We start from the raw sequence: 24,958 nt of genomic DNA on the forward strand, positions 1-24,958 counted from the left end.
GCCGAAACAAGACGGAGACACACTTGTTCACGATAGCAGAACTGTTAATTAGCTATAGGAATCTTCCACTTGTATGGCCGGGGCTGTTACCTCAAGCAAGGACATTGATTCTTCTTCACCTATTGTCACGGCAAGGAACGTGACGAAAATCTATAAACGAGGCTCAGAACCGGGATTGATTGGTCGCATATTAGGCCGATCGGAGCCTCCGACAGTCCATGCAGTCGACTCCGTTTCTCTCGATATCTCTCCCGGAGAAATAGTTGGTCTCGCAGGATCGAGTGGCAGTGGTAAATCGACACTGTTGCATCTCTTATCCGGATTAGAACAGCCGACTGCAGGCACGGTTTCGTTTCAGGGGACCGATCTTACAACACTATCTGCTCGTGAGCGAACGCGGCATCGGCTCGAGAATATTGGAATCGTGTTCCAGCGGTTCCATCTACTCGATTCGCTCTCTGCTCGTGCAAATGTTGCGCTTCCACTCGTTGAACTTGGTGTTCCCAAGAGCGAGCGCCGAAAGCGGGCCACAGAGTTACTCGAGCGAATTGGACTCGAAGATCGGATCACGCACCGACCAGGTGAACTCAGCGGTGGGGAACAACAACGTGTTGCGATCGCCCGTGCGCTTATCACAGATCCAGCACTCGTGATCGCTGACGAACCAACCGGCGAACTAGACACGGAAACTGGGCGAACAATACTCGAGGAGTTCAAACAGGTTGCTGAGAATCGAACTATCGTTCTTGCCTCACACGATCAGGAGACGCTCGAGATTTGTGATCGGGTAATTCAACTTCGAGATGGTGCCATCGCTAATCGTCGGACACAAGAGATCCGTCCATGAAAATTCGGCGGCTACTCACTCGTTGGGTTGGGCTGATTGCTGTCGGGATTCGTCGCACAGCATCACGTGCAACCCATACAGCGAAGCAACGGAGTCGATTTAGTGTCCTCGGTGTTGCCGTCGCCATCGCACTATTGATAATGGTCACTGGACTTGGAGTCGGTCTTGCGACGAGCACCACCGTCTACGATGATGACGTTGATTACTGGATCGTCCCTGAGACAGACAGTCCAGAGTCACCGTTAATTGCAACCGATAATATACAGTTCAGTTCGGTCCATGAGACGAACGATCGTATCCATAGTTACGATGGAGTAGATGCAACAACACCAGTGTTAGCTCAAGTTCTCCGAATTGAATCAAGCGACACGGCTGAGTATATTCTCGTTGTCGGGGTTATAAACACACCCGAGCTGGATCGCGTTGTTGGAGTCGATTCTGACTTACTCACACCTCAGGACCCCTACTACGCTAATGGAGAGTACAACGGTGAGTGGACAGGAGAAGTGGTCCTTTCGGACGGTGCAGCAGACATTCTTGCAACCTCACCAGGTGAATCAGTCGCAGTTGCAGGAAACAACACGTTCACCGTTACGGCTATCGACAACCAGTCAAGTTCGACAGGCGATATTCCGACAGCACTTGTCCAGCTAAGCGAGTTACAACAGATAACTGGCGCTGCAGAATATGACCAAGCAGATCAATTCGTTGTCAGTACGAATTCACCATCCGTGCAAAACAAGCTCGAAGGGGTTTATCCACAGTCATCTGTCCAGACACGCGGTGAAATGACAGCAAACCAAGTAGCTGAGTCAGATCTTTCATTGGCACTCGCGCTTACTGCACTTGTGGTATCGCTCTCTATTGGAACGCTTTTTGTTGTTACAACATCGGGACTCGAGATCGTTGCAGATCAGCAGCAATTAGCAGTTCTCTCTGCAATGGGGCTCTCGATCAAAAGTCAGTTACAGCTTGTGGGAACACAGACAGTTGTGCTGACAGGGCTTGGTGGGTTGATAGGCACTATTGGCGGTTTAGCAGGAATACGGCTGATAAACACTATTGCAGTCCGAACAATAACGACAGAGCCGATAGCGACCTCTCATCCAGTCTTCATTGTCTACGGAATCGGTGTTGCACTGGTAGTAGGCCTACTCTCACTGCCAGTCCTGTTGCTGACAGGCTCGTCGTGTTTCAGGAGGTGTTCCATAGTGTTTAGACAACTTTACAACTGGGTGAGTCAGGGAGTTATTCGCCTGCGTACTGCGGGGAGTCTCACTGTTGCTCAATTTCGACAACACAAACTCCAACTTACGCTAGCGATTATCGGTGTCGCATTAGCTGTTCTCTCAATGACGTTACTTGCAGGTGCAGGAATTGGCGTTCTTGAAACCGGTCAGCAAGGATTTGATGCTGCTGAACGTGACCTCTGGGTCACAGTCAGGCGAAACTCGAATAACATCTGCAGGCGGCGGTGGGTTCGAAAACACGTTATACAACTCTCGAAATCTATCCGCCGAAATGGAAGCACATGAGGACGTACAGCATGCTATCCCAGTTAGCATTCGATACGGTATATGTCAGCACCAACCATAGTGATGAATTCCATACGTTCGTTGCAACAGGTGTACCAGGAGGTGGTCCAGTAGTTCAAATAACAGAGGGTGAGGGGATTCAGGGAGACACTCATTACGCGAATGGGACATATGAGGGAGAGATGACTCGAGAGGTGGTGATTGATAAAGAAACAGCTGATTCGCTCAATATCTCAACTGGTGACACAGTCAATATTGGCGGGTCACTGGCCGCTGCGAGGCAAAATCAGTTCACAATCTGTCGGTATTTCACCAACTTTCGAGCGAATGCTCGGAACAGCCAACGGTGACGATGCCACTCAGTGAACTGCACCAGGTCACGGGCACCACTCAAACTGAGCCAGCAACCTTCATCACAATCACTGTAGAGGACTGGTGCAAGCGTCAATACGGTTCAAAAGGACCTGGAAGAAGCATATCCTGAGTACGAAATTCGAACGAATCAAGAACAGCTTTCGGCAGTGTTGCAAGAACAAGTGCTTCTACTAGCAGCTGCAGGGGCACTCGTCTTGTTGGCTATCGGTTCTGGCATCGCACTAACGATATCGCTTCTCTCGCTTGTAATTCACCAACAACGCCAGACATTTGCGGCTCTCACAGCTCAAGGAATCTCACGATCACTCCTTGTCTCGACCGTGATTGGACAGGGGTTCATAATTGGATTGATTGGGGGAGCAATTGGAATACTACTCACGGTTCCTGCTGTTAGTATTTTTAATCGCCTTGCAGCAGCTATTGTCGGATTCGAAGGACTTCTCCAAACAGCGCCAGTGGATTTACGGGACCGGTCTCGGGATTGCCGTGGTCGTTGGAACGGTTGCTGCAGCTACTGCTGGTTGGCGGATTAGTCGCACACCCCCACTTGAGTTACTCCACTAACGGAAGGTAGGTGCCAGCACCCCAATGTGTTCCATGTCGACGATCGCGAGGTGTTTTTCTCTTCAATTTGATGTCGGCCTCGAGGACATCGTCGGTACTGACGCGTTGTAGCGTCGTTTTTGTTCCGTGATCAGCACCTTTTGGGCGCCCACTACCATTGATCGAGAAGAAGAGTTCGAGAAAGACAGTTAGCCAATGGATGCCCGCGCTTTCATGACTCAGAGACGTTTACCCAGAGGTGGACGGAATACTCTGTATCTTCCATCGAGGGGTCGGCTGGCACGTTGCCACCAGGGAAGAGTAGCCAGACTACCCGCTGGTTCTCCCCAGTCATCGTTGGCTCGAGCGCGTACTCGTGGTGCCAACTCTCGTTATGTGCAATCGTGGTGCTAAAGCGATCGAGCTCTCGCTGTTCCTGAACGATTGTCTCGTTGACCGTCGTATTAGTATCTCTCTCACTGGTAGCCGTCTCGTTCTCGACCACCTCGACATCCTGCTCGAGGACCACCACCGTGTACTCTGTCGTTTCGTGTTCGTGGTTGTCGATCCCGACAATCAGCTCTTTGCTCTCTCCTTGGACGAACTCAGTCGGATAATCGTCAGCGACCCGTTCGCCGTCATCGTCCTCGGTTAGCAAATAGATCGCTGAGAATTGCTCACCATCGGGCGGAACCATCACCGCGAAACTCACGCTCCCAGCTGCAAGCACGACTGATATCACCAACAAGACGTTCAACGCCGCGTCCGCACGCGTATCTGGCTCGAGCAACTCCTCGCGTCCAGCAGCGTACCACTCTCGGTAGGGGACCTCGAACTTGTTCATCGACCGGAAGTTCCCGTCGGCGTTCTGCTGCCACGGCTGCCGAAACGAGTGTGAAGCCGCTGACCTGACACCACGATCGGCACTAGACGAATTCCCCAGGGTGTGAAATTCAACACGAGGCCGATCAGAGGCACGATTGCAATACTGAGTCCGAAGGAGAGTGCTACGCGCTCGATGCCATCGATTCCGGACCGTGAGGTAATCGAGTCGTACAATCCATCTGAATCCGAGTCGTCGACCATCGTCTGGCTGTCAGCCGGTGGTGTGGACTCATCGGCCGACGCAGGTGACTCGCCAGCCTCGGGAAACAGCGCCGCGATAAACGCGTAGCCGGGGACGAAGAGGACGAATGCGAGGCCGAGCGGAACCCGAAGTGGCGTCTCTCGAATTATAGGGGCCAGCGCAGCGATGTTAGTCGCGATAACGAGCGCAACCACAGCAGCAAGATCAGCGGGTAGTTGTCTGACTCGCCGTGGGAGCAACAGCCACAACGACCGGAACGCGACCATTCAATCAATAGTATTGACAACGGAGGTAAAAACAAACCGAAAGGTATGCGCGAGCGTCGTCGACAACACCCTGTTGAAACTCTCGTGATACTATGCCGACCGCTGCGATCAGCATTTCCGGTCAACAGTGCCGCTCGAGAAGGTCGGCAACCGAAAAGATAGGTGCTATAGCCGATTCGTTAATCGTCGGCAGGTGCGCCATCGCTCGACGACCCATCGCTGCCACACAACTGCCGCGCTCGCTCGAGAATACCTGACGCCTCGTCTGTCGAAACACTATCGCGGACCGAATGCGGCACGTTCGTATCCTTGCGTGATATCGTGGAGCAACTCGGCGTCTGGCGCATCTTCGCTGCGATAGGTTCGATAGAACTCCCAGTGAGTCAGCGCACCCTGTTTATCGATTCGTGCCGCCAGTGCCTGGCGAACGGCTGCATAGCTCGTTCGTGCCGCGTCAGTCAGGCCGTCCGCTTGTGAAGCTGCTCGTGGGCTCGTTCGAGTAGTGGTGTGACGGTGTCAGGCTGACGGATCCGATGACTTCTCAGTGGCGGTTGTCCCGTCCAATGTAGACTGTCGGTCATCTGCCGGTCCGCCCGATGAAATCTCTGACGTGGAGCGACGGTACCACCAGAAACCAAGACCGGCTGCGATCACTACGAGGAAGCCGCCAGCGAGCCAAACAGATGTCGGTAGCTGTGTTCCCGTCTCGCCGATCACAACGACCGTTTCAGCGGTCGCTGATGCGAGATTGGAGCCACTTCCCTCGTAGACCGCAGCAACCGTCACATCGCTCCCGGTAACTGAATCCGGAACGGAAACCGTCTCGCCAAACGACCCGCCCTCCCCAGTCGTGACGGTACCGACAGATGTTCCATCAACTCGAAGCTGTACGATCTCGCCTGCGACCCCGTCGCTACTAACAGTGCTGAGCGTCCCGTTGACCGTGATCTCTTGATTGCCAGTCGACTCCCCTTCGATCGAAAGCTTGCTTTCGGTCTCGCGGACGGTCACAGTCGTTGTGTTGGTCGTCGCGGCGAGGGCCTGATCATCGAACGGCAGTCGGACGCCTAGTTCAGCCTCTCCATCGGGGACGGACGCTGGAACCGTTCCCATCCCGCTGAACTCGCTATCCGTGACGGTGGCTGTCCCGATCTGCTCCCCTTCGAGGACCACAGCAAGAGTGATCCCGTCGACAGGGGTTCCATCGACTGCCAACTCTCCGGCGACGGCTGCCTCATCGTTGTACGACACCTCACGACTAACCTCGCTCAGTGAGACAGGTCGGTTCGGCCTGCTCGATCGAGACACTGACGTTAGCTTCGTCGCCCAGGTACACTGATTGTGTCTTAGGCACGTACTGGACGGCGAGTTCGTCGGTCGATAGTTGTTCGTCGATCGGACGATACTCGAGCAGTGAATGCGCCCGCTGAATCCGTTGTGACCCACTTGGTGTGGTTTCCGACATCGAGTCTGATTTCCTCGTTCGCAATTGGAGTCCCGCCAGCTGTCCGTAGTTCGCCCGTCGCGACCAGTGGTTCAAGGAACGAGATCGTCTCACGTTCGGATGTCAGCGTCAGCTCTGTTTTCTCAAACGACTGTTCGCGAACGGCTGCCTGTTCGGTCTGGATCGTTTCAGTAACGTTCTCGATCGCCGTGTCTGCCTCCGAAAGGTCGGCATTCGTCTGGTTCTCGATCTTGTCGTAACTCTCACGAACTGAGCCACTGAGGGAATCAATCTCGTTGGCAAGTGTCTCGAGTTCACGTGCGCGCTCACGTGCACGTTCCTCATCACCCGCCTCACGGGCTGCTTCGTACTCGTCTTTCGTCTCTCGATATTCCTGAACGGTGTCGGATAGCCGAGACTGCTTTTCGCCGGCTTCTTCGAATTCGTCTTCCTGACTCTCGCCGTTGGTCTCTCCCGCGACATCGACGTACTGTCCCAGTCGTTCGCGATATTCCTCACCGACATAGTCTTTCGCGAGTTCGTATTCTCCCTCGCTCAGTTGGATCGCACTCTCGCCAAGCTGCGTCGACAGACGATCTGATAGCCACCCTTCGACGCTGTTGAGGTCACCGTCTTCGGAGTAGTTGTCGGGATTCCGATGTGGGGTTGTCTCGTTTTGCACCCTGTCGGTGTCGTTTTGCTGGACCGCGACACGATAGACGGCATCACCGTCCGCCGCACTCGCCGGGTTCGCTACGGCAATTCCACTGGTAACCGTCATTAAGATGATCAAGAGGGCGAAGACGAGCGAACGGCCACCGACAGTATTCACATCTGAGGAATTTTCAGTGCACCCAAATAAGGTATTCTCTCGAGCGGCGACACTCGCCACAACCGACTGGACTGTCCACGCATCGGGATACACCTATCTCCGCCTGCACCTCGATTCCGGATCGTCTCGTCTGCTGGTAATCAATACTTTGAACACGGTCACGGAAATCTGTCAAGACATGTACCCCACGCGCCAGGGATGGACGGTCGCCGCACTCGCCGTTGTGCTTGCCGTCCTTGCAGTAGTGTTTGCACGTCCGCTCGTGCTTGTTGGGTCGGCCCTCATCGGCGCGTGGCTACTGGCCCACCAGTATCGCTTCACCCGTGACCTCGAGCGAACAGTGGAGTCGCTGTCGGTCGTTCAGTCTCCAACCCGTACGGCCGTCCAAACGGGAGACGAGACCCCAGTCACGCTCACCGCGACGCGAGAAGCCAAAACGGAACTGACACTCGAAGTCTCTGCTGGACTACCGGTCGCAGCGACTGCGACTAGACCGTTTGTGCTTTCACTTGAACCAGCCATCGAACAGGCAAACCGAACACGGACGGTCACTTGGCCCGTCGCTGGTCGTCACACGTTCGACAAAATAACCGTGACAGCGACGGATGGGTTGTTCCGAGAGACGATTACGGCTGGTTCAACGCCGACAGTGACCGTCGAACCCCCCAGTCCCCGGTCAATTCACGTCGGTGAGGGAGGTGACCGGATTGCCGCGTCGTACGGGTCCCACGAGTCTAGACGAACCGGCACAGGAATCGAACCGGCTGAACTCCGCGAGTACCTCCCTGGCGATACAGGGAGACGGATCGACTGGAAGGCGACGGCACGGCACACAACGCCGTACGTCCGCGAGTACGAGGCCGAGAGTGACCGCCGGACCCTGCTGGCCGTCGACCACCGTAGCTCACTCGCAATGGGTTCAGAGGGCGAAACAAAACTTGAAGCCCTCCGCGAGGTGGCCCTCGTCATCGCAGGAAACACTCGTCGACTTAACAACCCACTCGGGTTCGTGACGGTTGGCGATGGTGGAATCACTAACTATCGGGGAATAGCATCGTCGACCGTCAATTACAGGCCAATCCGCCGTCAACTGCTCTCTCTCGAGCCGACGATAGCGGCGGACACGCCCATCTCTAACCAAATGGGTACCACGACGATGAACAGCACAGAAACGAACTCGAATGAATTGAGCGCAGTCAGCGATCCTCAAGCACCCAATTGAGAACGGTCAGAGCGGGCGAAAACAACGTTCCGCTTCTGCGACGGAACACCACTCCCACGGACGCCCAGCGGTCGTTATCCGATCTTGAAGGAACAGATGAAGATGACGCGTTTGGACGGACACTGCGTCCATTCTATTCTGGTCAACAGAGATACCGGGAACGGATCGCCGAGGATCCACTATACGGAGCAGTCCACAGGGGTGTGACGGACGCACGGGGCTCGATCTGGACCGTCATCTGTACTGATGATTCACGGCCAGCAGAACTCCGCGAGACGGTCTCGCTCGCACGGCAAGGCGGAAACGAGGTCTTGGTTCTGCTCGCACCGTCGGTACTCTACGAACCGGGTGGGCTGGCGGATATCGAGCAAGCTTATGACCGCTACGTCGAATTCGAGGAATTCCGGCGAGAACTCGCCCGGATCGATAACGTGACCGCCCTCGAGGTCGGGCCAACCGACCGGCTATCGGCCTGTCATTGAAGCAGGCCGCTCGAGAGGTGGTCATGCGTGAGCGCCCGAATCGATGCAGGTCCCGGCCTGCGACCGGCCGCGAACTGGTCAACTCGTCATCTCTCTCGCTGCTGATAGTCGTTGCGTTCGGTGCCGTCGCTGGCCCACTTGGCGCGCTTGCAGGGATTGCGACGGCACTCGTTGGCTACCTGTTTGGGATACCATACGCGCTTGCAGCCGGTCACGTTGCACTCGTTGCATCCTTCCCGGACGGAATCGATCCACTCCCGTTCATCATCGTCGAAGTCACATTCATTGCCGTTCTCCTTTCGCCAGTTCCTTGGACTGAGAGCCCAGGTCGCATCACGCTCGTCGCGATCACGAGTACACTGACACTGGCAGGCGCTGCGTGGCTTATCGTCGACTCGCAGTCGCTCTATCTGGCCGCCACAACGGTGATCGTTCTCCTCGCGATCGCTTCATACGGCCTTCACCGACTCGAGCTTGTTCGGCTCGGACTGGTTCCAGACCGCGAGGACGGAAAGCAGGCACACCAGACCAATACTGATCAAACCGACGAATCAACCACCGATACAGATACCGATACGACTGCCAAACCGACGACTGAACCCACCACTGACATATGAGTACGACTGATGTTGATCTGGACGAGACGACGACCGACTTGGACGCTGACCGAGCAGACGGGCAGGACGATGACCGACTCGAACTCGCGGCACGGACAGAACTTCTAGAGGCGGAAAACGAGCGGTTGCGTGCCGAGTATGCTCGCGCCAAGCAATCGCAATACCGTCGCACTGCAGCGGGACTAGCCCTCGTTGGTACCTGTGCGGCCCTCGCCGCAGTCCTCTTCCCTGATGGCCGGGAAGTGCTCTTCGCACTCGCTTCGGTGGGTCTGTTTGGCGGAGTACTTACCTACTACCTGACGCCTGGGACGTTTGTCGCTGCAGATGTCGGTGAACGGATCTATGCTGCGATGGCAGCCAACGAGGCCGCAATCGCCAGTGAACTCGGCCTGAGCGACGATCGCGTCTACCTCCCGACTGACGACGCTTCGGGTGCGCGCCTATACGTCCCCCAGCAGACGACCGGCGAACTGCCCACGCTGGATGATCTCGAAGGACCAATCTTGACTAATCCTGAGCACCGTGGACTTGTTCTTGAGCCCACCGGAGCAACGCTGCTCGAAGACTTCGAGCGTGCACTGACCGACGACCTCGCGACTGCGCCGGCACCGCTTGCAACCCAGCTCGCTGACGGCCTCGTCGAGCAGTTCGAACTCACAGGCAGTGCCGAGCCAGATGTAGATGTAGCCTCGAACCGCATCACCGTCGCCATCGACGATAGCGCGTTCGGCGATCTTGACCGCTTTGACCATCCGATCGTCTCATTTCTCGCGGTTGGATTCGTAACTGGGCTCGAGCGGCCAATCCGACTCGAGGTCACACCAGCCAACGAGCGATCGGACTGGCTGGTCACCTGTCGGTGGGAAGATATCGACGACGAGGGCAACACAAAAGACGACTCCAGTAATGAGAGAGGGGGCGTCGGATCAGAATGATTCTACGCTAAGTTTGACCTCGAGGCGAGACTACGGGAACTCGGGTCAACCGCTTCGGGTCACGCCTCGTGGCATCCGCTCGAAACGCTTTGAATGAGCGGCTATCGCCAGTTTTCGAGGGAGAGCGCGTCGTCGGCGTTGATCGTAATCCATTGGGTCGGCACGTCGCCGTCCGGGTCACGAGGTACAAACGCGAGGTCGTCGGGCCGGGTCTCGTGTTCAACGACGAAATGATCGATATCGTCACGGCGCTGGTTTGCGTGTGGGGCGGTGAAGTGTATCGTGGGGTCAGTCTTCCACTGGAAGGGGTCAGTATTAGTCATTGGTGGAGGGCTGCTGAGTCTTGCTTGCGTTCGGTATCGTACTCGAGTTAGTGGATTGCTTCCTCAATGTCCTGCGTGGCGTCAGTCATACTTGCCTTGCTTGCTGACCTTCGTGTGTGAGTCGTTGCTTCCCATTGAGGTGGGCAGAGGTCTTCGGGACTGAAATCCCAAGCGGTGATTTTCGAGGTCAGCATATCGTCGGTCGTCGGACCGCGAATTCTGCGGCCCTTGAGAGTGGTCTATACGACCTCGAGGCCAACGTTGCCTACCAAATAGTGTTTCGATTTCGATGACTGCGAGGTCACGCTCACAGAATACGTCTCGAGTTGATCGGCGTCGTACCACCACTTCCCGGAGAACTAGAACACGAACCTATGTTCCGTGCGGCCGCGATCGCCGACGAGGAACTGTGACTAATCGAGCTCGTCGGGGACGTTGCCACCGTGGAGTGAGGAGAAACTCACTCGAGAATCTTCTCGTCGCTGTCGCTCGCTGCGGCCGATTCGAATGCCTGCTTTGTATCGGCACCTGGCGGCTCGACCGTGTCGACGATCTCCGCGACGATGGCTTCAGGGGTCAACATCGCTCAGATCGGCGCTGGTGCTCAACACGAGCCGATGACGCAGTACCGGTTCAGCCATCGTCTTCACGTCATCAGGAATGGCGTAGTCACGGCCACGGATCGCGGCACGCGCCTTGGCACCGTTGAGAAACGCCAGCGTCGCGCGCGGTGAAGCACCGTGTTCGACATCGGCATGCGATCGCGTCGCGGCGACGAGATCGAGCACGTACTCTTTGACAGCGGGTGCGACGTGGACTGCTTGAACGGTCTGGCGCGCATCGATGACCTTCTCTGGCTCGATGACTTGTTCGACATCGTCAGGGCCGAGCTTCCGGATCATCGTCAAACCGGTCGAGTAACTCTCCGTTCGTCTGTTCGGTCCGGCAGATCGAGCGTCAGCTTAAATTGGAAGCGGTCTCGCTGGGCTTCTGGGAGCTGGAATACCCCCTCAGACTCAATCGGGTTTTGGGTCGCGACAACCATGAACGGATCCGGCAACGAAAGCGTCTCACCCTTCGATGGTCACACGCCGTTCTTCCATCGCCTCGAGCAACGCGCTCTGGGTCTTCGGCGTTGCGCGATTGATTTCGTCAGCAACCACGAGGTTTGCGAAGACGGGACCGCGCTGGAGTTCGAACGTTCCCGCTCCCTGTCGATAGATGTGCGTGCCCGTGATGTCGGCCGGGAGGGTGTCGGGAGTCATCTGGACCCGGTTGTATTCCAGGCCAGTCGTCCGCGCGAAAAGGTTCGCGAGCGTCGTCTTGGCGATACCTGGAACCCCTTCAATCAGGAGATGCCCACGGGTCAGTAACGCGACCGTCAAATACTCGACTGCCTCGTCGTTTCCGATGAGAACGCGGTCGATCTCGCTGCGAAGCGAATCATAGATGGCTTCGGGATCGCCGCTCGTCCCGTCGGCCAAATCAGTGGTACCGCTCATTCGTCTGTCTCATCTTCCGAACGGGGATGGTTAAGCGCTGTTATCATACGTTGGATTTGCTCCTCATCCCAGTCGGGATGCTGTCTGCGGAGGAACTCGGCGCGTTCGGAATCAGAGAGTCCAGGACCAATTGTCCCGTCATTGCGATTCCCGGCGGGCTGGAAGCGCGCTGGCAGCCGGGACTGCAAGGCCTCGCGTGCAGACTTGACCCGAATCTGAGAGAGCACTGCAACAAATCCGATGCCAATGGTACCAACGAGCAGCTGTAACAATGGTGAGCCCCGGATCACCAGCATCGCAGCGGCCAGCGGAGGGACCCCGGAACCGTGCGAGCGGTCGAAGATCACATGATCGGCATCAGCATACAATCCGCGAACGAACGCGACGTTGTCCGGCTCACTGTACATCGCGTTGATCGTAATACTCGGGTCACCGACGACGACCACCTTCCCCTCGCTAACATTTTCCACTGTGGCGACTGGGTATGATTGGAGTTCATCCTGTTCGTCCAACTCGTTATCCTCAGGACCGAGGTATGCGAAGTCGCTGGTCGCTACCAGCACTGTTGCGTTTCCTGGTTCGACTGCAGTTCCATAGTTGAGCAGTCAGCTGGTCAACACCAGACGTGAGCGTGTGATTCTCGACACTTCCGTCGCGACGGGCATTGTTGGCCCACGGAAGTGGTTACGTTCGTCCCGAACAAGTTGTCCATCCACACGTGCTTCAGCACCGACATCGGCTAGCAGTTCGTTTCCTGGCTCGCCGAAGTTCTCGAGGACGACGAGCGTACCACCCTCATCGACGAACTCTCTGATCCGTTCAGCATCCTCTCCCTCGTAGGGTTCATCTGGCGCGATGATGAACGCGACCGTCTCGTTGGCCGGCAGTTCATCGTACTGGGCGGTGTCACTCAATAGATGGCTCTCGACTGTGGGGTCATCTTCAGCATCCTGCCGGAAGTCAGACGATCCATCCCAAGAGGGATTGTATGGACCGAATGCAGTCGACGATGTCGCAGCCACAGTACCTAGCGTGACGAGTACGGTGACGGTGAGTGCGAGCAATAGGATTCGCGGCCAGTCGATTCTGCCGTCGCCAAGCCAGCTCATCGAATCACCTTCATGACTCGAGTGAGGCAGAGTACATGATTGGAATTCATACTGGGACCACCTCCGGTGGCAGAATTTCGAGAATCCGTCGCACGACGATGACTGCGAAACCTGCGAGGCCAAGCAGAATAAGCCAACGAAGGCGGCGTCGCCATGTCGGTGTGACGTTGAATGGGGCCGTCAGTTCCGTGATGACCAGGAAGCCGATCAGTGAAAGAACGAAAACCAACTCGTAGGACAGCGCGTTCAACAGTGTGAGCACGAGGACTGTCGCGATCATCCATGCGACCTGTCCATGTACAAACCGCATTCTGCGCTGAGTTGGCATCTAGTAGTCAAGTACGAACCCCTCAAGGTACCTAAACGTAGCGCACTGTCATCGTGGGCTTAATTAACACACAGTCCACTTAATATGGTCTGTCTCTTCTTGCTGCCGTCTCCGATGACATCGTACGGGAGTGGGGTTATGGATCCATGTTCAAGGCAGAGAAATGACCATCGATACTGTGGACAACTGTCGTCTTCGGACACTCCTTCCGAGACCGTCCTCAGTGATGACTGCCGAAGACTGCTCGAGAGGTCCACTCATAGCTAACCAACCACCTAACCAACCGCTTGCGTGATGTGTGGGTGTGCTATCCTGAGGGATATATCCTCTCTCGAGGGTGTGTTCGACCTACTGTCTACGGGTGACCGTGGACGCCAGCTGTCTCCGGAGCCTGTTTAGCTCCACTCATATTCGACATCTCACCCGGAATCTCTGCATCGGTGGGAATGATGAGCCGACGTTCGGTGTACTCGAGACCGTTCTTGCGTTCGGTCTGCTTACGGATCGCAACACGATGGTTCGAGAGATCGAGCACGGCGTCGATCGTTCGTGAGACCAATTTCTTCGCGTAGGTCTCACTTGTTCCTGGTTCCTGTCGGCGGATCCAGTGTTTCATATCACTTGCCTTGAGGTACTCTTTGACTCCTTTGCATCCGGACTCCCAGGGGTTGTCACCGACGCTCGAGTCAGTTCTTGCTCTCCAGAGCTTTGCAGCGAGCTGTGTCGGAAGAGCATTCGCCGTCGAACGAAGCATTTCCTCGTCCATCCGCGCAAGTTGTTGGATCGGCAGCAGGTCACCATGGGCGAGTGCGACGCTACCACCACGCTCGAGTGGATCGTCTGACTCAGGGAGCCGATAATAGCTGTGGCCGTCGTCTTTTGCGATCCGCTCGAGTCGATCATCGTCGACGTCCACTTCACAGGCGGTCGAGGCGGATGCCCCGAGGCTTGACCTCGGGGAGGAAGCCGACACGTGGGAATCAACCCACGCAAAAAAGACAGCCCGACTCCCCCACGAAACACAGATCTTTATTAGGCAACACCCAATAATGTGAAGTAGATGGTGGACGACGCTCCGCGCCGCACAGTACCTATCAAACTCAACATGCCTAGCGACTGCGAAGCAGACTTCCACCACACCAAAGACCAGTTCCTCAACTGTGCCAATCAGACGAGTGACTGGGCGTGGCGCTACGATGACTACTGTATCACGTCGAAAGCCAAAGCTGAGAAAGCACTCTACGACGACCTCAAGGCAGAACACGACCTCACAGCCAACCTCGTCCAGAAAGGCATTCGGCGTGCCATCGAAGCCGTCGATGCAGGCGTCGAGAAGTTGAAGAAGGGAGAGAAGACGAGTCAACCCGTGTTTGACTCGTGGAGCGTAGTGTACGACAAACGCTCCGCGACGTTCAACGCTGACCACGCGACACTCTCCACTGTCAACGGAAGAGTCAAAGTCGACTACGTGTTGCCACGTGAAGACGAGCGGGAAGAGACACCGTTCGGAAGGTACTATGAGAGCGACGAGTGGGATGCCTCAAGTGCGACACTCCAGTATGATGAACACAGTGAGGACTTCTACCTGCACGTTACGCTGAAGAATCCCAACTACAAGGTTGACGGAATAGAACGCCAAGAAGCCACGTCACGTGAAGAGGGTATCGAGAACGGAGTGGTTCTCGGTGTTGACCTGAACGTGACTGGCGCGTTCGCCGTCACAAGCACTGGAAAATTCATCGGCAGTGCGGATTACCTCACTCACAAACGCAGCGAGTTCGAGAAACGCCGAGGTCGCCTGCAACAGACAGGCACGCGTTCATCCCACTTGACGATCCAACGTATTGGGAGTCGGTTCTCAGACTGGTCGTTGGACTGGCTCCATAACCGCGTGAACGAGTTACTCGAAGAAGCAGAGCGAGTCACTGCTGATGGTGTAATCTTCGAGAACCTGAAACACATCCGTGAGAACATTGCTAACGGGTCAAAGTTTCAGCAGTGGGCCTATGCGAAGTTCGTGGAAATCGCGGAGTACAAGGTTGAAGACCGCGACTTATTCGTGGATTTCGTGAGTCCAGCGTACACGTCGCAGCGGTGTTCTTGTTGTGGGTTTACCCACGAGGATAACCGCGATGATAAGACGTTTGCGTGTCAGAAGTGTGGGTATGAGGTGAACGCGGATTATAACGCGGCGAAGAATATCGCCGTCCGATATTGCGGATATATCCATCGCGGGCAGAAGTCTCGTGGTGGATGGGCTGGGTGTCAATCAGCCCTGAAGTCAGGGACGTTGACCGTGAATGGCGAGTTCAATGCCTCCGCTGTATAGCGGCAGAACGGGAGTCCACTGACAAGCCCCGACCCTTGTGGTCGGGGTTATTGACAGTGATCCACAGTCTCTGTGAGGAGGTGTGCACCTTTCTCGAGTTCGCGAGCTTGGAGCTCTTCAATACGCTGTTTGTTTACTCCCGATCGCTTACGTGCGGCATCTGTGAGTGCGTCAAGCCGAGTGGTCTCCTGTTCGCACTTGTCGAGCCGCTCGCGAAGACGTTCGTTTGTCTCTTGGAGGTCTGCTTTCTCAGTTTCGAGGCCCTCGAGTTTGTTTTGGGTCTGTTCAAAATCGCACTCGAGCGTATCGACGCGCTCGGTGAGTTGTCTGTTCTGCTCACGGAGCAAGTCGATTACTTCGACGAGGGTCTCGATATCGACCTCTTCACGTTCAGAGAGATTACTCATCAACGTCACCCCCTTCGAAATAGGTTTGAACGCGAGATGGAACACTTCCCTCGCTGTCGTCACTGACGAACGAAATCTCATCAAGATACTCGATACCGACTTCTTGCCACTGTGACTCGCAGAGTTCGAACTCGATACGAGCCCATGGGTACTCGCCTTCGGATTGTGGCTTGAAGACGAACTTTCGCATTGGGCCATGGGCGGGTGTCCACTGCAGGGAAAGTTCGTCCATTATCGACCTTCCTCTGCCTGCTCGAGAATTTCGCAGTAGGCGCGTTCAAGATCTCCGGGTGTGATCGGGTACTCGAACTCGAGTGTGATGGTGACTCGGCGTTCGTTGGTCATCGCCGATCATCCTCGTGCATCTTGGCGAAGACCTCCGTGACATCAAGATGGACTGGACGGTCTGTCCAGCCTCTGACCGACTCGACATATGCAATCCACCTGTCGCGGTCTCCGTCTTGCTCGAGTTCTTCGATATGATCTAGTTCGCCACGGACGCGAAACCAGTACAGTCCCGCATTGTCGGGGAGGAATCGCTCAGCGCGGGCTGGTGTCACGTAGACGGTATTCGTGGCTTCATCGACGTGATGATAGAAGCCCTCACCGTCTTGCCCGAGGTAACCATAGTAGCTTCCTGATTGCTCGAGGACAATATTGGCCCGGGTCGGTGTAGTCGAAATTGTTTCGTGTATCGCAGTTGTATCTGACATTGCTGGTTGCTCCAGCACGGGGTCGGTGCTGTAACACCGGCCTCAGAGATTTTGAGGCATCCCGTACTCATTCTACAGCATGTACCTGCGCCACTTAACCCTTAGGTCCTAAGGCTTGTGGAGTAAGGATTATGTCCAAAGCCATTGTCCATTTAGACGTGAGCGTAACAACTATCAACCGAGATTCGATGCTTGACGAAGAAGATCTCGGACCAGCCGACGAGAAGGTGCTCGATATGCTGAATGAGGGGCGTGTTACTGCCCCCTTTGTCGCCGAAAAGACTGGATATAGCCTGCAGTATGTCCGTGACCGTCTCGGCCGACTCGTGGAACACGGTAACGCGCGTAAAGTGTATGAGGGTCTCTATGAACTCGTCGATGACCCGCGCAAAGAGATCGAATAAGAACCGATCCCATTGTATGGTTCAATATTGACACGGTCAACGAGTTAAATATCTCATAACTTCACGCGAAATCTTACCCTCGTGATGCGCTCAAAGCGATGGGCCCTAATGAACGAAAAATGCTGGCTAGAGGGTAGAATCGGGTTCTCTTACCGTGGCTCTCATCGGCCACCTCATCTGTCAAAGGCTATTGATAGGTGTCGAAAGCGGGCGTATTCTGGATGCAACCTTGTGAGCCCGAACTCCGTTATCTTTCAGTTGCCTATATTGTCAAGTGGTGGGCAACTTCTTGAGGTCGGATATAAAGGAAACACGACCATGATCTGTAAAAACGCTAACTGCAGAGTACAGACGTAATATGTTTTACAGGCCTGCTACTTGTTCGGAACGAAAATATGATACTTCCTTACACTCACGTGATTGACGATGCCTACTGACGGCGACTCGGGCGATATCACAGACGCGACGACATCATTCCTCGAGGATCTGGATGACGGCGATCAGGTACTCGAGACCGTCCTTGCAGTCGACGCCGACCACAAGACCTGGACATTTGACGACGTCGCGCTGGACTCGGGAACCTTCGGGGAACTCGTCTCGCGTGGCATCGTTGAGAACGTCGACGGTGGGTATCGAGTCGCAGATCGGACAGTCATTGAATCGGTATTGAAGGGCGAGGAACTCGAGGAGACCACGAACGATGGTGGACCCGAGATTGAACTCGAGCAGTTCTGGGCCAGTCTTGACCTTCGCGCACTGACGGCGCTGCTTGGAGCGCTGCTAGTCGTCGCCGCAGCCAGGATGACGGCGTTTCGATCGGTGTTTCAGAACGGCTACGTCGTCTCGCCGGGGAATGATCCATATTACTTCCGCTACTGGATGAGAGAGTTGATGGCAACGGCCTCGGGACCCCTGGATTACCAGGTACTGGTAGATGCGCCGCCTGGTGTCTCAGGAGTGCAACCGCTTGCCCATGCGACGAACTGGTTCCTCGCCGAGTTGCTTGGCGGTGGCCAGGGGGCGGCTGGCACTGTTGCAGCGTGGCTCCCTATCGCCGCCTCCATCGCGCTCGGACTTGCGATCTACAAGATGACCGTCTTACTTACTCGAGACGTTCGTGTCGGTGTCGCGTCAGTCCTTGTCTTCGCAGTGACACCGATCAACGCGGTCTATACGGGCCTCGGCTTCATCGATCATCAGCTTCACCAATACTTCTGGCTCGGGATCACATTGGTGACGGTGACATGGCTCGCCGTCGATCTCCAACGGCGACTCGAGGGCAGTCTGGAGGCACACACATGCGTTCGGGAGCATCTCCGAACACCAATGACGTGGATCGTCGCTCTCGTCTTTGGACTCTCGGTCGCGGCTGGGATACACGCCTGGGGTGGCTCGCCGCTCCTGTTGATACCTCTCGCGGGATACATCGGACTGCGAGTTTCGATGGACGCTCGAGCGGAGGTGTCGCCTACGCTCGCGAACCTCCCACTGCTCATTGGACTGGGTATTGGGAGCGCACTCTCGCTTGCTCTTCACCACCGCTGGGGGTGGCACGCGGAATTCGTCGCGACCACGCCAGCGCTAGTTCTCGGCGGTGCGATCACGGTCGTTGCACTCAGTGAACTATGGCGGCGGCTCAACGTTCATATCGGCGGATTGCTCGCGTTTGAAGGCATCGTCGCGGCCGGTGGACTCTACGCGTTTAAGCGACTACAGCCTACAAACTGGGCTGAGGCGATGGCGCGCGTTGATGATCTCTTCTTCCGGGAGGGGATGACCGAGACAATGTCGCTGTTCTCGACGGAGTACGCCGTCTTTTTCGGCCCGATGTACCAACTCGGAATGGGATTCTACGTCGCCCTTCTTGTGTTCGGCTGGGTCGTCTGGCGTGTCTATCAGCGGTACGAACCCGGCTGGTTGCTCGTCGGTACCTATACAGGGTATTTGTTCGTGCTTGCGGGAATTCAAGTTCGCTTTGCCGGCCAACTCGCTATACCGCTGGCTGTGCTCACCGGGCTCGGGTTTGTCCACTTACTCTCGGTGGTGGAACTGGCTCGAACGCCAGTGCCGTTCCAAAGTTCGGATGTGTCAACAGGTGATGCTCGAGACGGCAAGCCAGTCGCCGCCGATGGCGGTCGAACGCTCGAGCCATCGATAGTGCTGCCGAACGGGCGAGCGATCGGCTACCTCCTCGGAGTCGGTTTGCTCGTGTTCGGGCTGAGCCTCATATATGTGCCCGGACTGACGAATGACGTGACCCACAGCAAGGCCAAGATGGAAGCAGCAAGCTCGATCAACGACCACTCCAAAGCGGCCAACCAGACCTTCCCTGGGAACTACGTGCTAAGCGAGTTGGGTGACAACCGGATGTATAACCACTTCGTCAACGGCGAGTCAGAGAAATACAACTATGCACAGAACAATTACCAAGCGTTCCGGACTAGTTCAGACCCTGATGGCTGGTACGATCGGTTCAACGGCCGGGTGGGCTATGTCGTTGTAACGGAGATCGACGAGGAGGTGCCATCCGACAGTGCGCAGGCGCGGCTACTCGAGCAGTACGGTGCGGGCGGAAGCGAGACGGACGGTCTCGCCCACTATCAGGCTATCTTCGTTTCCGATAATGTTGCAGCGTTCGCGGTGGTTCCCGGGGCAACGCTCGAGGTATCTAGTGAGCCAGGTATGGAGGCAACTGTCGAGAAAGACGTGTCTGTTTCCGGTAAATCATTCACCTACGAGCGCGAGGTGGTCGTTAAGGATAACGGGCGGGCCACGGTGACAGTGCCGTATACCGGCAACTACTCCATCGATAACCGAACGGTGACCGTAACTGAGGAGGAGCTGATGAACGGACAGACAGTCGTACTAGAAAAGTGAGTTTCCTGTTCGCTGTGGATGGACTGGTGTCGCTTTCGTCAAGTCTTGAGTAGACCCAGCGTGAGGCCCATACTGCCTGCAGGGTCGCCTGGCATGGATGAAACCGAAGTAGATAAGAGAATAAATTACGTCACGAATTAAGTCCGTGCGATGTCTTCGATCACCTGTATCCGAGATCTTCTAACCGGTTCTCAACGACTTCGGAATCCATCTGTTCGTTCTTAGAGGGCGGATCTGTTGTGATATGTCGCCGGTTCGATCCTTCAATGACGAGCCATGGAACTGTCACTAGTTCAGGAGCATAGAACCCTCTTGGATGGCCGTAACCCTTAACAGGGATTGGTCTAGTTCGATCTCCAGTCAAATTCCCGTGGTCAGAGGTCACCACACTTTTTCCATCTAACGAACTGATGAGTTTCCGAACATGTGGGAGTGTAAGTTCAAGATTTTCTTTATAAGCCGCGTAAACGAAATCTTCGTCAATGTCCAGTTTTCGGTCACGTAACCCAGACCAGACATGTGGTGTCTGTTCATTGCTTGTCTTGTTCCCCAGTGTTACCCCGGCGTGTGCGATCTTTTGTCCTTTCTCTCCGATAAATGGAAAATGGGGCTGCATATAGTGAATAATAAGACGCTTATTTGGGTGCTTTTCATGTATCTTGAGCGCCTCCTTTGTCATTGCCTCCGGAGTAACTGTTCTTAAATCTTCATCCCATTGGTGCTTGAGCAGGTTTACCGTCTGATAAAAGGTGTTGTCGTCAAGTTTGGGTGCGTGTGGATTTGCCGTGACGTATATTACATCGTGTAGCTGTCGTCCTTGAAAGTTCTCACAGAGAAATTCCCAACTCTCACTCCCAACTGAAGTTCGTGATTCAAGTCGTCCATCAAGGAAGTTTACCTCCTCAAAAAGATCATATCGGCAGCCATCTAAAATGATCAGATTATCCCAATCCTCCTCTATAACTTTACATGTTCCATTGAATCCTCGTAGCCGAGAGTATGCCGCATTCGCGGATAGTGCAAGGCGCCTTCCCTCAACGAGAAAGAGTGCTGGGTCGTGAACGGCTTTCTTGAGATTAGAAAAAGTATAGTGCACTGGGAACTTCATTACTAATATATCGTTCTCGCTCGGCTTTATGTTATTTTTGCGTTTCCCTTTCACGACGCTGATCAGTAGCAAGCGGCGCTATTAGTGAGGTATAAAAGACAAAACTTACCAATATCAGAGAGAGCCAACTATTCAGAAATGGATTCAGAAGAGTCCCAAGAGAGCACGATCGCCCGCGGCACGGGATTTATCCTCATGGGCACGATTCTGAGTACTGCTCTCGGATTTCTCATTCGGATGTTTTTGATTCGTCAACTTCCCACAGCTGACTACGGGCTTTTCGCATTAGCGCTAACTGTCGGCGGTGGATTCACGACTATTGCCACGCTTGGCTTACGTCAGGGTGTCGCCCGCACTGTCTCACGGTGTGAGAGCGAATCAGAGATTCGAGACGTGACGCTGACCGCGATTACAAGTACTATCGCTGTTTCCCTTTTGTTCTCTGGTATCCTAATTTGGTTTGCCGAACCACTTGCGAGACAGGTATTTCGCGAAGATGGACTTACACCATTTTTACGAGTGACCGGTGCACTCGTTCCCGGTATGACAATCCAGGCTGTCACTATCGCCACATTTCGCGGAAAAAAACGTGTTTACGAGCGAATTGTGGTCCATAATTTCGTCTCTCCTCTGTCTCGCCTTGCACTTATCGTTGGAGCTATTTTCATTGGGTACGGTGCCTTCGGAGCGATAGTTGCATGGACTGTTGGTATCGGACTATCAACAATACTCAGTCTATACTACCTCTATCGACGGACGAGTACGTTTGAGTTTGCCCCTTTCAAGCCACGTTATAGAACGCTACTCAAGTTCTCGCTTCCGCTGATGATTTCTTCAGCGATGTGGACCGCTGTCCAGCAGGCAGATAACCTTCTGATAGGGTATTACGAGACTAGCGCAGAGGTTGGCATCTACGACGGTGCCTTTCTCCTTGCTCGTCTTCTGTTGATGGTTCTCGGTTCGTTTGGTTTCCTCTTCATGCCAGTCTTCTCTGAATTGGAGGCTGCAGACGCGTTCGATCGAATGCATGATGTTTATAATTCAGTTACTGAGTGGGCAGTGTTGCTTGTTCTGCCAATATACGTCGCGATGATGCTTTCACCGGAGGCTCTTCTAACTGGAGTATTTAAAGAGTCGTACGAATTCGGGACGATTCCATTAATGCTTATCGCGAGCGGCTTTTTCGTCCATGTCCTAAGCGGTTCATCTGGTGATGCGCTGGTCGCGCTCGGGAGGACTCGACTTGTGATGACCGGAAATGTTGGAGCCGGTATACTCAATATCATACTAAACATCATGCTGATTCCCCGATTCGGCATTATAGGGGCAGCAGCGGCCTCTGCCAGTGCATACGCACTATTCAACCTCTTTTATTTATTTTGGCTCCATCGAGAGACCGGTATCCTGCCATTTTCCCGTTCATTTCTTAAGCCGCTTTTCGCAAGCACGATTGTCATCACTGCAGTCTGGAGCATTGTAAACCTTATAAGTGAGTTAGATGTTGTTTCTCTGCTAATTGTGCTAATTGTGACGTACCTATCACACACCATTATTATATTAAGGACAAAACAAATATCTGCAGGGGATGAACAAATCCTTTCAAAGATTGAAACAAAACTTGATATCGACACTCATTATCTTATCGGGCTGCTTCGATGAAAAAGCAGAAGGAAACTATCAAGATTTATTACCGTCATATTCTTGTTATCAGACTGCTCGTACAATGTTCGTATCTGCAGTCGCGCTCACTTTATCGAACCTTGGAAGCCAGATCGGCGGTCAGATTGATATAAAATAGCAGTGAGTCGATGAGGCTACGATGGTGTATCGAAACCTAAATCACTAACAATCTCAGTTAACTAATAATGAACGGAACTCTTTCACAATGGTATAGGGATGTGCTTGGGATAAATACAGATCTACCAAAAATCATCACTTCAAATAAGGCACTAAAAACCAACTTCGTGTTAACTTTCCTGTTAGTATTTTTCGTGCCCGCTGCTTTTATTACGAGTGATCTCTCACCACTTCTCCTTATAGGAATTTCTGGGTTGATGTACTTCCTCTATTTGCTTGCAACCAACCAAATTGTCACTGGCCTAGGGAGTTCCTTTTTCGTTCTACTGACATTCAATGCTAATATTCCACTTATCGCATCACCAGGAATCGGGCAGGGGAATCTATATCTATTTGATCTTATACTTCTTCCTGTCTTTGGAGTTTTGATTTACTGGCACTCACAAACGGCAGACCAGTTATCAGACTTAAGTCGCGTCACGGTCGCTACACTGTTTCTATTTGCAATCTGGTCAATGGTCTCAGCGGTTTTCGGAGCCGGTTCATCGACTGTTGCTGGGGTAATATTCAGTCTTGAACAGTTCCGCTTTCTTTTTATCCTGATTACCGCCACCTTGTATGTCACCTACACCAATCCAAAGTGTGCTATCTATCCTCTTCTTGTTGCTGTTGCGGGCCATTCATTTTTTGCGTTCGCACAAGCATATCATGGCACTATTTTCGGTCTCAGTTATCTCGGTGAGACTAGCTCTTATCACATTGGATCTATCACCATCGGCCCCGTCGCGTATCAGGCGGGTCAGCATACAGGTGGTTTTGCTGGGTCGTCTCGAGTTCTCGTTGGGTTGCTCATCCTTTGTATGCCAATACTACTTGCCTTGTCTCTTGACTCACGGCGGCGTTCTATACTCGGGCTATTTGGAGCAAGCATAGCTGGAATCCTCGTTCTGATGGCTGATACAGACGCTGGGTTAGGTGCCTTTTTTCTGGAAGCCATAGTTCTCGTGGTCTTGTTTGGGACCCTGTATCGGAAAAAGCTGTTTCAGAGAGGTGTGAGTATTACTACCTTGGTCGTGATTGTGAACATTGTTTTGCGTGAGTGGACGCGTATCGCGACGAAAATTAAACAAATAACAATCAGGAATGAGAGAGAAGATCCAGCAACCACGTCCTCATCGGAATTAGCTGACGGTGGGGAATCAAAACCATCAAATAACAGTTCAGAAGTTTCAGTGGAAGGAGTGTCAAACAATAGTTCGAACGTACCAGAACCATCTACTCCTAAGGCGGGTAGTGGGAACGTCGTCGACACCAGTACACTTGGAATACGGCTTAAACAGTATAATTCAGCCCTGGATATCGGAGGGGACTATCCCGCATTTGGTCTTGGTGGGAATAATTTTAATATTATTGCCACGAAATATGGAGTTCCAGACGGAATGGCCATTCATAACACTTTTTTGTCATATCTTGTTGCAACAGGGATCCCAGGACTTTTGTTGTTTTTAACGTCAATAAGTGCAGCTATTTTACAGATTGTTTACACTGCATATGTTGCGTCTGAGTTCCGCTGTCGATTGGCGATCGGCATTTTAGCTGGAATTGCAGGTTTTCTTGCTATGTCTTTCTGGACGACACTCTACAATAATACAACAGCAATGGTTACATTTTGGGCGATCTGCGGTATTGGGATCGGTATGAAAACCGAATCCAAATAGGGGCGCTCTTGTGGCGGCAATCAGTGGTGAGTCATAGCGCAGTTTCGCGTGTTTCTTTTCCCGGTATCCAATAAACGCGGCAGCAGGGATGGAACGCACGAAAATACGGTGTGAGTTTATCCTCGGAGATACTAGTCTCCTTGCAGAGCCGGGCATAC

General features: G+C 53.9%; 18 protein-coding genes and 6 pseudogenes. 11 read left to right on the forward strand and 13 right to left on the reverse strand.

The genetic code is table 11. The annotated features are described in order from the left end of the window. The first annotated feature begins 73 nt into the window (after positions 1–73). The 3 genes and pseudogenes from BDK88_RS10355 (at position 74) to BDK88_RS10365 (ending at position 3,321) form a co-directional block, all read left to right on the forward strand. Positions 74–847: an ABC transporter ATP-binding protein gene (locus tag BDK88_RS10355; protein ID WP_130500338.1), complete on the forward strand. Its 774-nt coding sequence runs from the start codon at positions 74–76 to the stop codon at positions 845–847. Further along, positions 844–2,059: pseudogene (locus tag BDK88_RS10360) on the forward strand (FtsX-like permease family protein). The gene BDK88_RS10355 and the pseudogene BDK88_RS10360 overlap by 4 nt, the downstream one beginning before the upstream one ends. A gap of 23 nt (positions 2,060–2,082) precedes the next feature. Continuing rightward, positions 2,083–3,321: pseudogene (locus BDK88_RS10365) on the forward strand (ABC transporter permease). A 211-nt stretch (positions 3,322–3,532) separates the two neighbouring features. Here BDK88_RS10365 and BDK88_RS10370 read toward each other — a convergent pair. The 3 genes and pseudogenes from BDK88_RS10370 to BDK88_RS21775 all read right to left on the reverse strand — a co-directional run bounded on the left by BDK88_RS10370 (position 3,533) and on the right by BDK88_RS21775 (position 6,929). Continuing rightward, positions 3,533–4,653: pseudogene (locus BDK88_RS10370) on the reverse strand (DUF1616 domain-containing protein). A gap of 516 nt (positions 4,654–5,169) precedes the next feature. Next, a complete protein-coding gene (locus BDK88_RS21770) occupies positions 5,170–5,904 on the reverse strand; it encodes a hypothetical protein (protein WP_242611648.1) in 735 nt (244 codons plus the stop codon). A gap of 95 nt (positions 5,905–5,999) precedes the next feature. Then, positions 6,000–6,929 carry a hypothetical protein gene (locus tag BDK88_RS21775; RefSeq protein ID WP_242611649.1) on the reverse strand — a complete coding sequence of 310 codons (930 nt, stop codon included), beginning with the start codon at positions 6,927–6,929 and terminating at the stop codon, positions 6,000–6,002. Between the two features lie 178 nt (positions 6,930–7,107). Here BDK88_RS21775 and BDK88_RS10380 point away from each other — a divergent pair. The 3 genes and pseudogenes from BDK88_RS10380 (at position 7,108) to BDK88_RS10390 (ending at position 10,185) form a co-directional block, all read left to right on the forward strand. Continuing rightward, a pseudogene (locus BDK88_RS10380) lies at positions 7,108–8,664 on the forward strand (DUF58 domain-containing protein). Continuing rightward, on the forward strand, positions 8,657–9,250 hold the full coding sequence (locus tag BDK88_RS10385; protein ID WP_242611650.1) for a hypothetical protein: 594 nt from the start codon (positions 8,657–8,659) through the stop codon (positions 9,248–9,250). The pseudogene BDK88_RS10380 and the gene BDK88_RS10385 overlap by 8 nt, the downstream one beginning before the upstream one ends. After that, entirely contained in the window at positions 9,247–10,185 is a 939-nt protein-coding gene (locus BDK88_RS10390; RefSeq protein ID WP_130500339.1) for a hypothetical protein, read from the forward strand. The genes BDK88_RS10385 and BDK88_RS10390 overlap by 4 nt, the downstream gene beginning before the upstream one ends. Positions 10,186–10,286: 101 nt before the next feature. Here BDK88_RS10390 and BDK88_RS10395 read toward each other — a convergent pair whose 3' ends face one another. The 6 genes and pseudogenes from BDK88_RS10395 to BDK88_RS10415 all read right to left on the reverse strand — a co-directional run. Beyond that, positions 10,287–10,508: a DUF7511 domain-containing protein gene (locus BDK88_RS10395; protein WP_130500340.1), complete on the reverse strand. Its 222-nt coding sequence runs from the start codon at positions 10,506–10,508 to the stop codon at positions 10,287–10,289. 460 nt (positions 10,509–10,968) lie between these two features. Then, a pseudogene (locus tag BDK88_RS10400) lies at positions 10,969–12,010 on the reverse strand (AAA family ATPase). Further along, positions 12,007–12,480 carry a hypothetical protein gene (locus BDK88_RS22305; protein WP_394342663.1) on the reverse strand — a complete coding sequence of 158 codons (474 nt, stop codon included), beginning with the start codon at positions 12,478–12,480 and terminating at the stop codon, positions 12,007–12,009. Before BDK88_RS22305 ends, BDK88_RS10400 begins: the two are co-directional and overlap by 4 nt. A gap of 135 nt (positions 12,481–12,615) precedes the next feature. Then, positions 12,616–13,119 (reverse strand): DUF4350 domain-containing protein, encoded by a 504-nt coding sequence (locus BDK88_RS22310; RefSeq protein ID WP_394342664.1) that lies wholly within the window; start codon positions 13,117–13,119, stop codon positions 12,616–12,618. Positions 13,120–13,165: 46 nt separating this feature from the next. After that, entirely contained in the window at positions 13,166–13,429 is a 264-nt protein-coding gene (locus tag BDK88_RS10410; protein ID WP_175542245.1) for a hypothetical protein, read from the reverse strand. 373 nt (positions 13,430–13,802) lie between these two features. After that, positions 13,803–14,366, reverse strand: a pseudogene (locus BDK88_RS10415) (hypothetical protein); the annotation flags it as partial. A gap of 144 nt (positions 14,367–14,510) precedes the next feature. On the opposite strand from BDK88_RS10415, the gene BDK88_RS10420 reads away from it, so the two are divergent. Then, positions 14,511–15,776: an RNA-guided endonuclease InsQ/TnpB family protein gene (locus tag BDK88_RS10420; protein ID WP_130500627.1), complete on the forward strand. Its 1,266-nt coding sequence runs from the start codon at positions 14,511–14,513 to the stop codon at positions 15,774–15,776. 47 nt (positions 15,777–15,823) lie between these two features. Here the strand turns inward: BDK88_RS10420 and BDK88_RS10425 are convergent, their stop codons facing one another. The 3 genes from BDK88_RS10425 to BDK88_RS10435 form a co-directional block, all read right to left on the reverse strand. Beyond that, entirely contained in the window at positions 15,824–16,183 is a 360-nt protein-coding gene (locus BDK88_RS10425; protein WP_242611652.1) for a hypothetical protein, read from the reverse strand. Then, positions 16,176–16,415: a hypothetical protein gene (locus tag BDK88_RS10430; RefSeq protein WP_242611653.1), complete on the reverse strand. Its 240-nt coding sequence runs from the start codon at positions 16,413–16,415 to the stop codon at positions 16,176–16,178. The genes BDK88_RS10425 and BDK88_RS10430 overlap by 8 nt, the downstream gene beginning before the upstream one ends. Positions 16,416–16,524: 109 nt before the next feature. Further along, the gene (locus BDK88_RS10435) at positions 16,525–16,896 is read right to left on the reverse strand and encodes a hypothetical protein (RefSeq protein ID WP_130500342.1); all 372 of its coding nucleotides are present in this window, start codon (positions 16,894–16,896) and stop codon (positions 16,525–16,527) included. 158 nt (positions 16,897–17,054) lie between these two features. Between BDK88_RS10435 and BDK88_RS10440 the strand changes: the two genes are divergently transcribed. Beyond that, entirely contained in the window at positions 17,055–17,300 is a 246-nt protein-coding gene (locus BDK88_RS10440) for a MarR family transcriptional regulator (protein ID WP_242611654.1), read from the forward strand. Positions 17,301–17,726: 426 nt separating this feature from the next. Further along, the gene (locus BDK88_RS10445; RefSeq protein ID WP_130500343.1) at positions 17,727–20,177 is read left to right on the forward strand and encodes an MFS transporter; all 2,451 of its coding nucleotides are present in this window, start codon (positions 17,727–17,729) and stop codon (positions 20,175–20,177) included. 160 nt (positions 20,178–20,337) lie between these two features. Here BDK88_RS10445 and BDK88_RS10450 read toward each other — a convergent pair whose 3' ends face one another. Continuing rightward, positions 20,338–21,357 (reverse strand): hypothetical protein, encoded by a 1,020-nt coding sequence (locus tag BDK88_RS10450; RefSeq protein WP_242611655.1) that lies wholly within the window; start codon positions 21,355–21,357, stop codon positions 20,338–20,340. Between the two features lie 66 nt (positions 21,358–21,423). Between BDK88_RS10450 and BDK88_RS10455 the strand changes: the two genes are divergently transcribed. Next, positions 21,424–22,944, forward strand: a complete 1,521-nt coding sequence (locus tag BDK88_RS10455) for an oligosaccharide flippase family protein (protein ID WP_130500344.1) — start codon at positions 21,424–21,426, stop codon at positions 22,942–22,944. A gap of 206 nt (positions 22,945–23,150) precedes the next feature. Then, positions 23,151–24,800: an O-antigen ligase family protein gene (locus BDK88_RS10460; RefSeq protein WP_130500345.1), complete on the forward strand. Its 1,650-nt coding sequence runs from the start codon at positions 23,151–23,153 to the stop codon at positions 24,798–24,800. The last annotated feature ends 158 nt before the right edge of the window (positions 24,801–24,958 follow it).

Origin of the sequence: Natrinema hispanicum, from assembly GCF_004217335.1 — an archaeon.
GTDB classification, from domain to species: Archaea; Halobacteriota; Halobacteria; order Halobacteriales; family Natrialbaceae; genus Natrinema; species Natrinema hispanicum.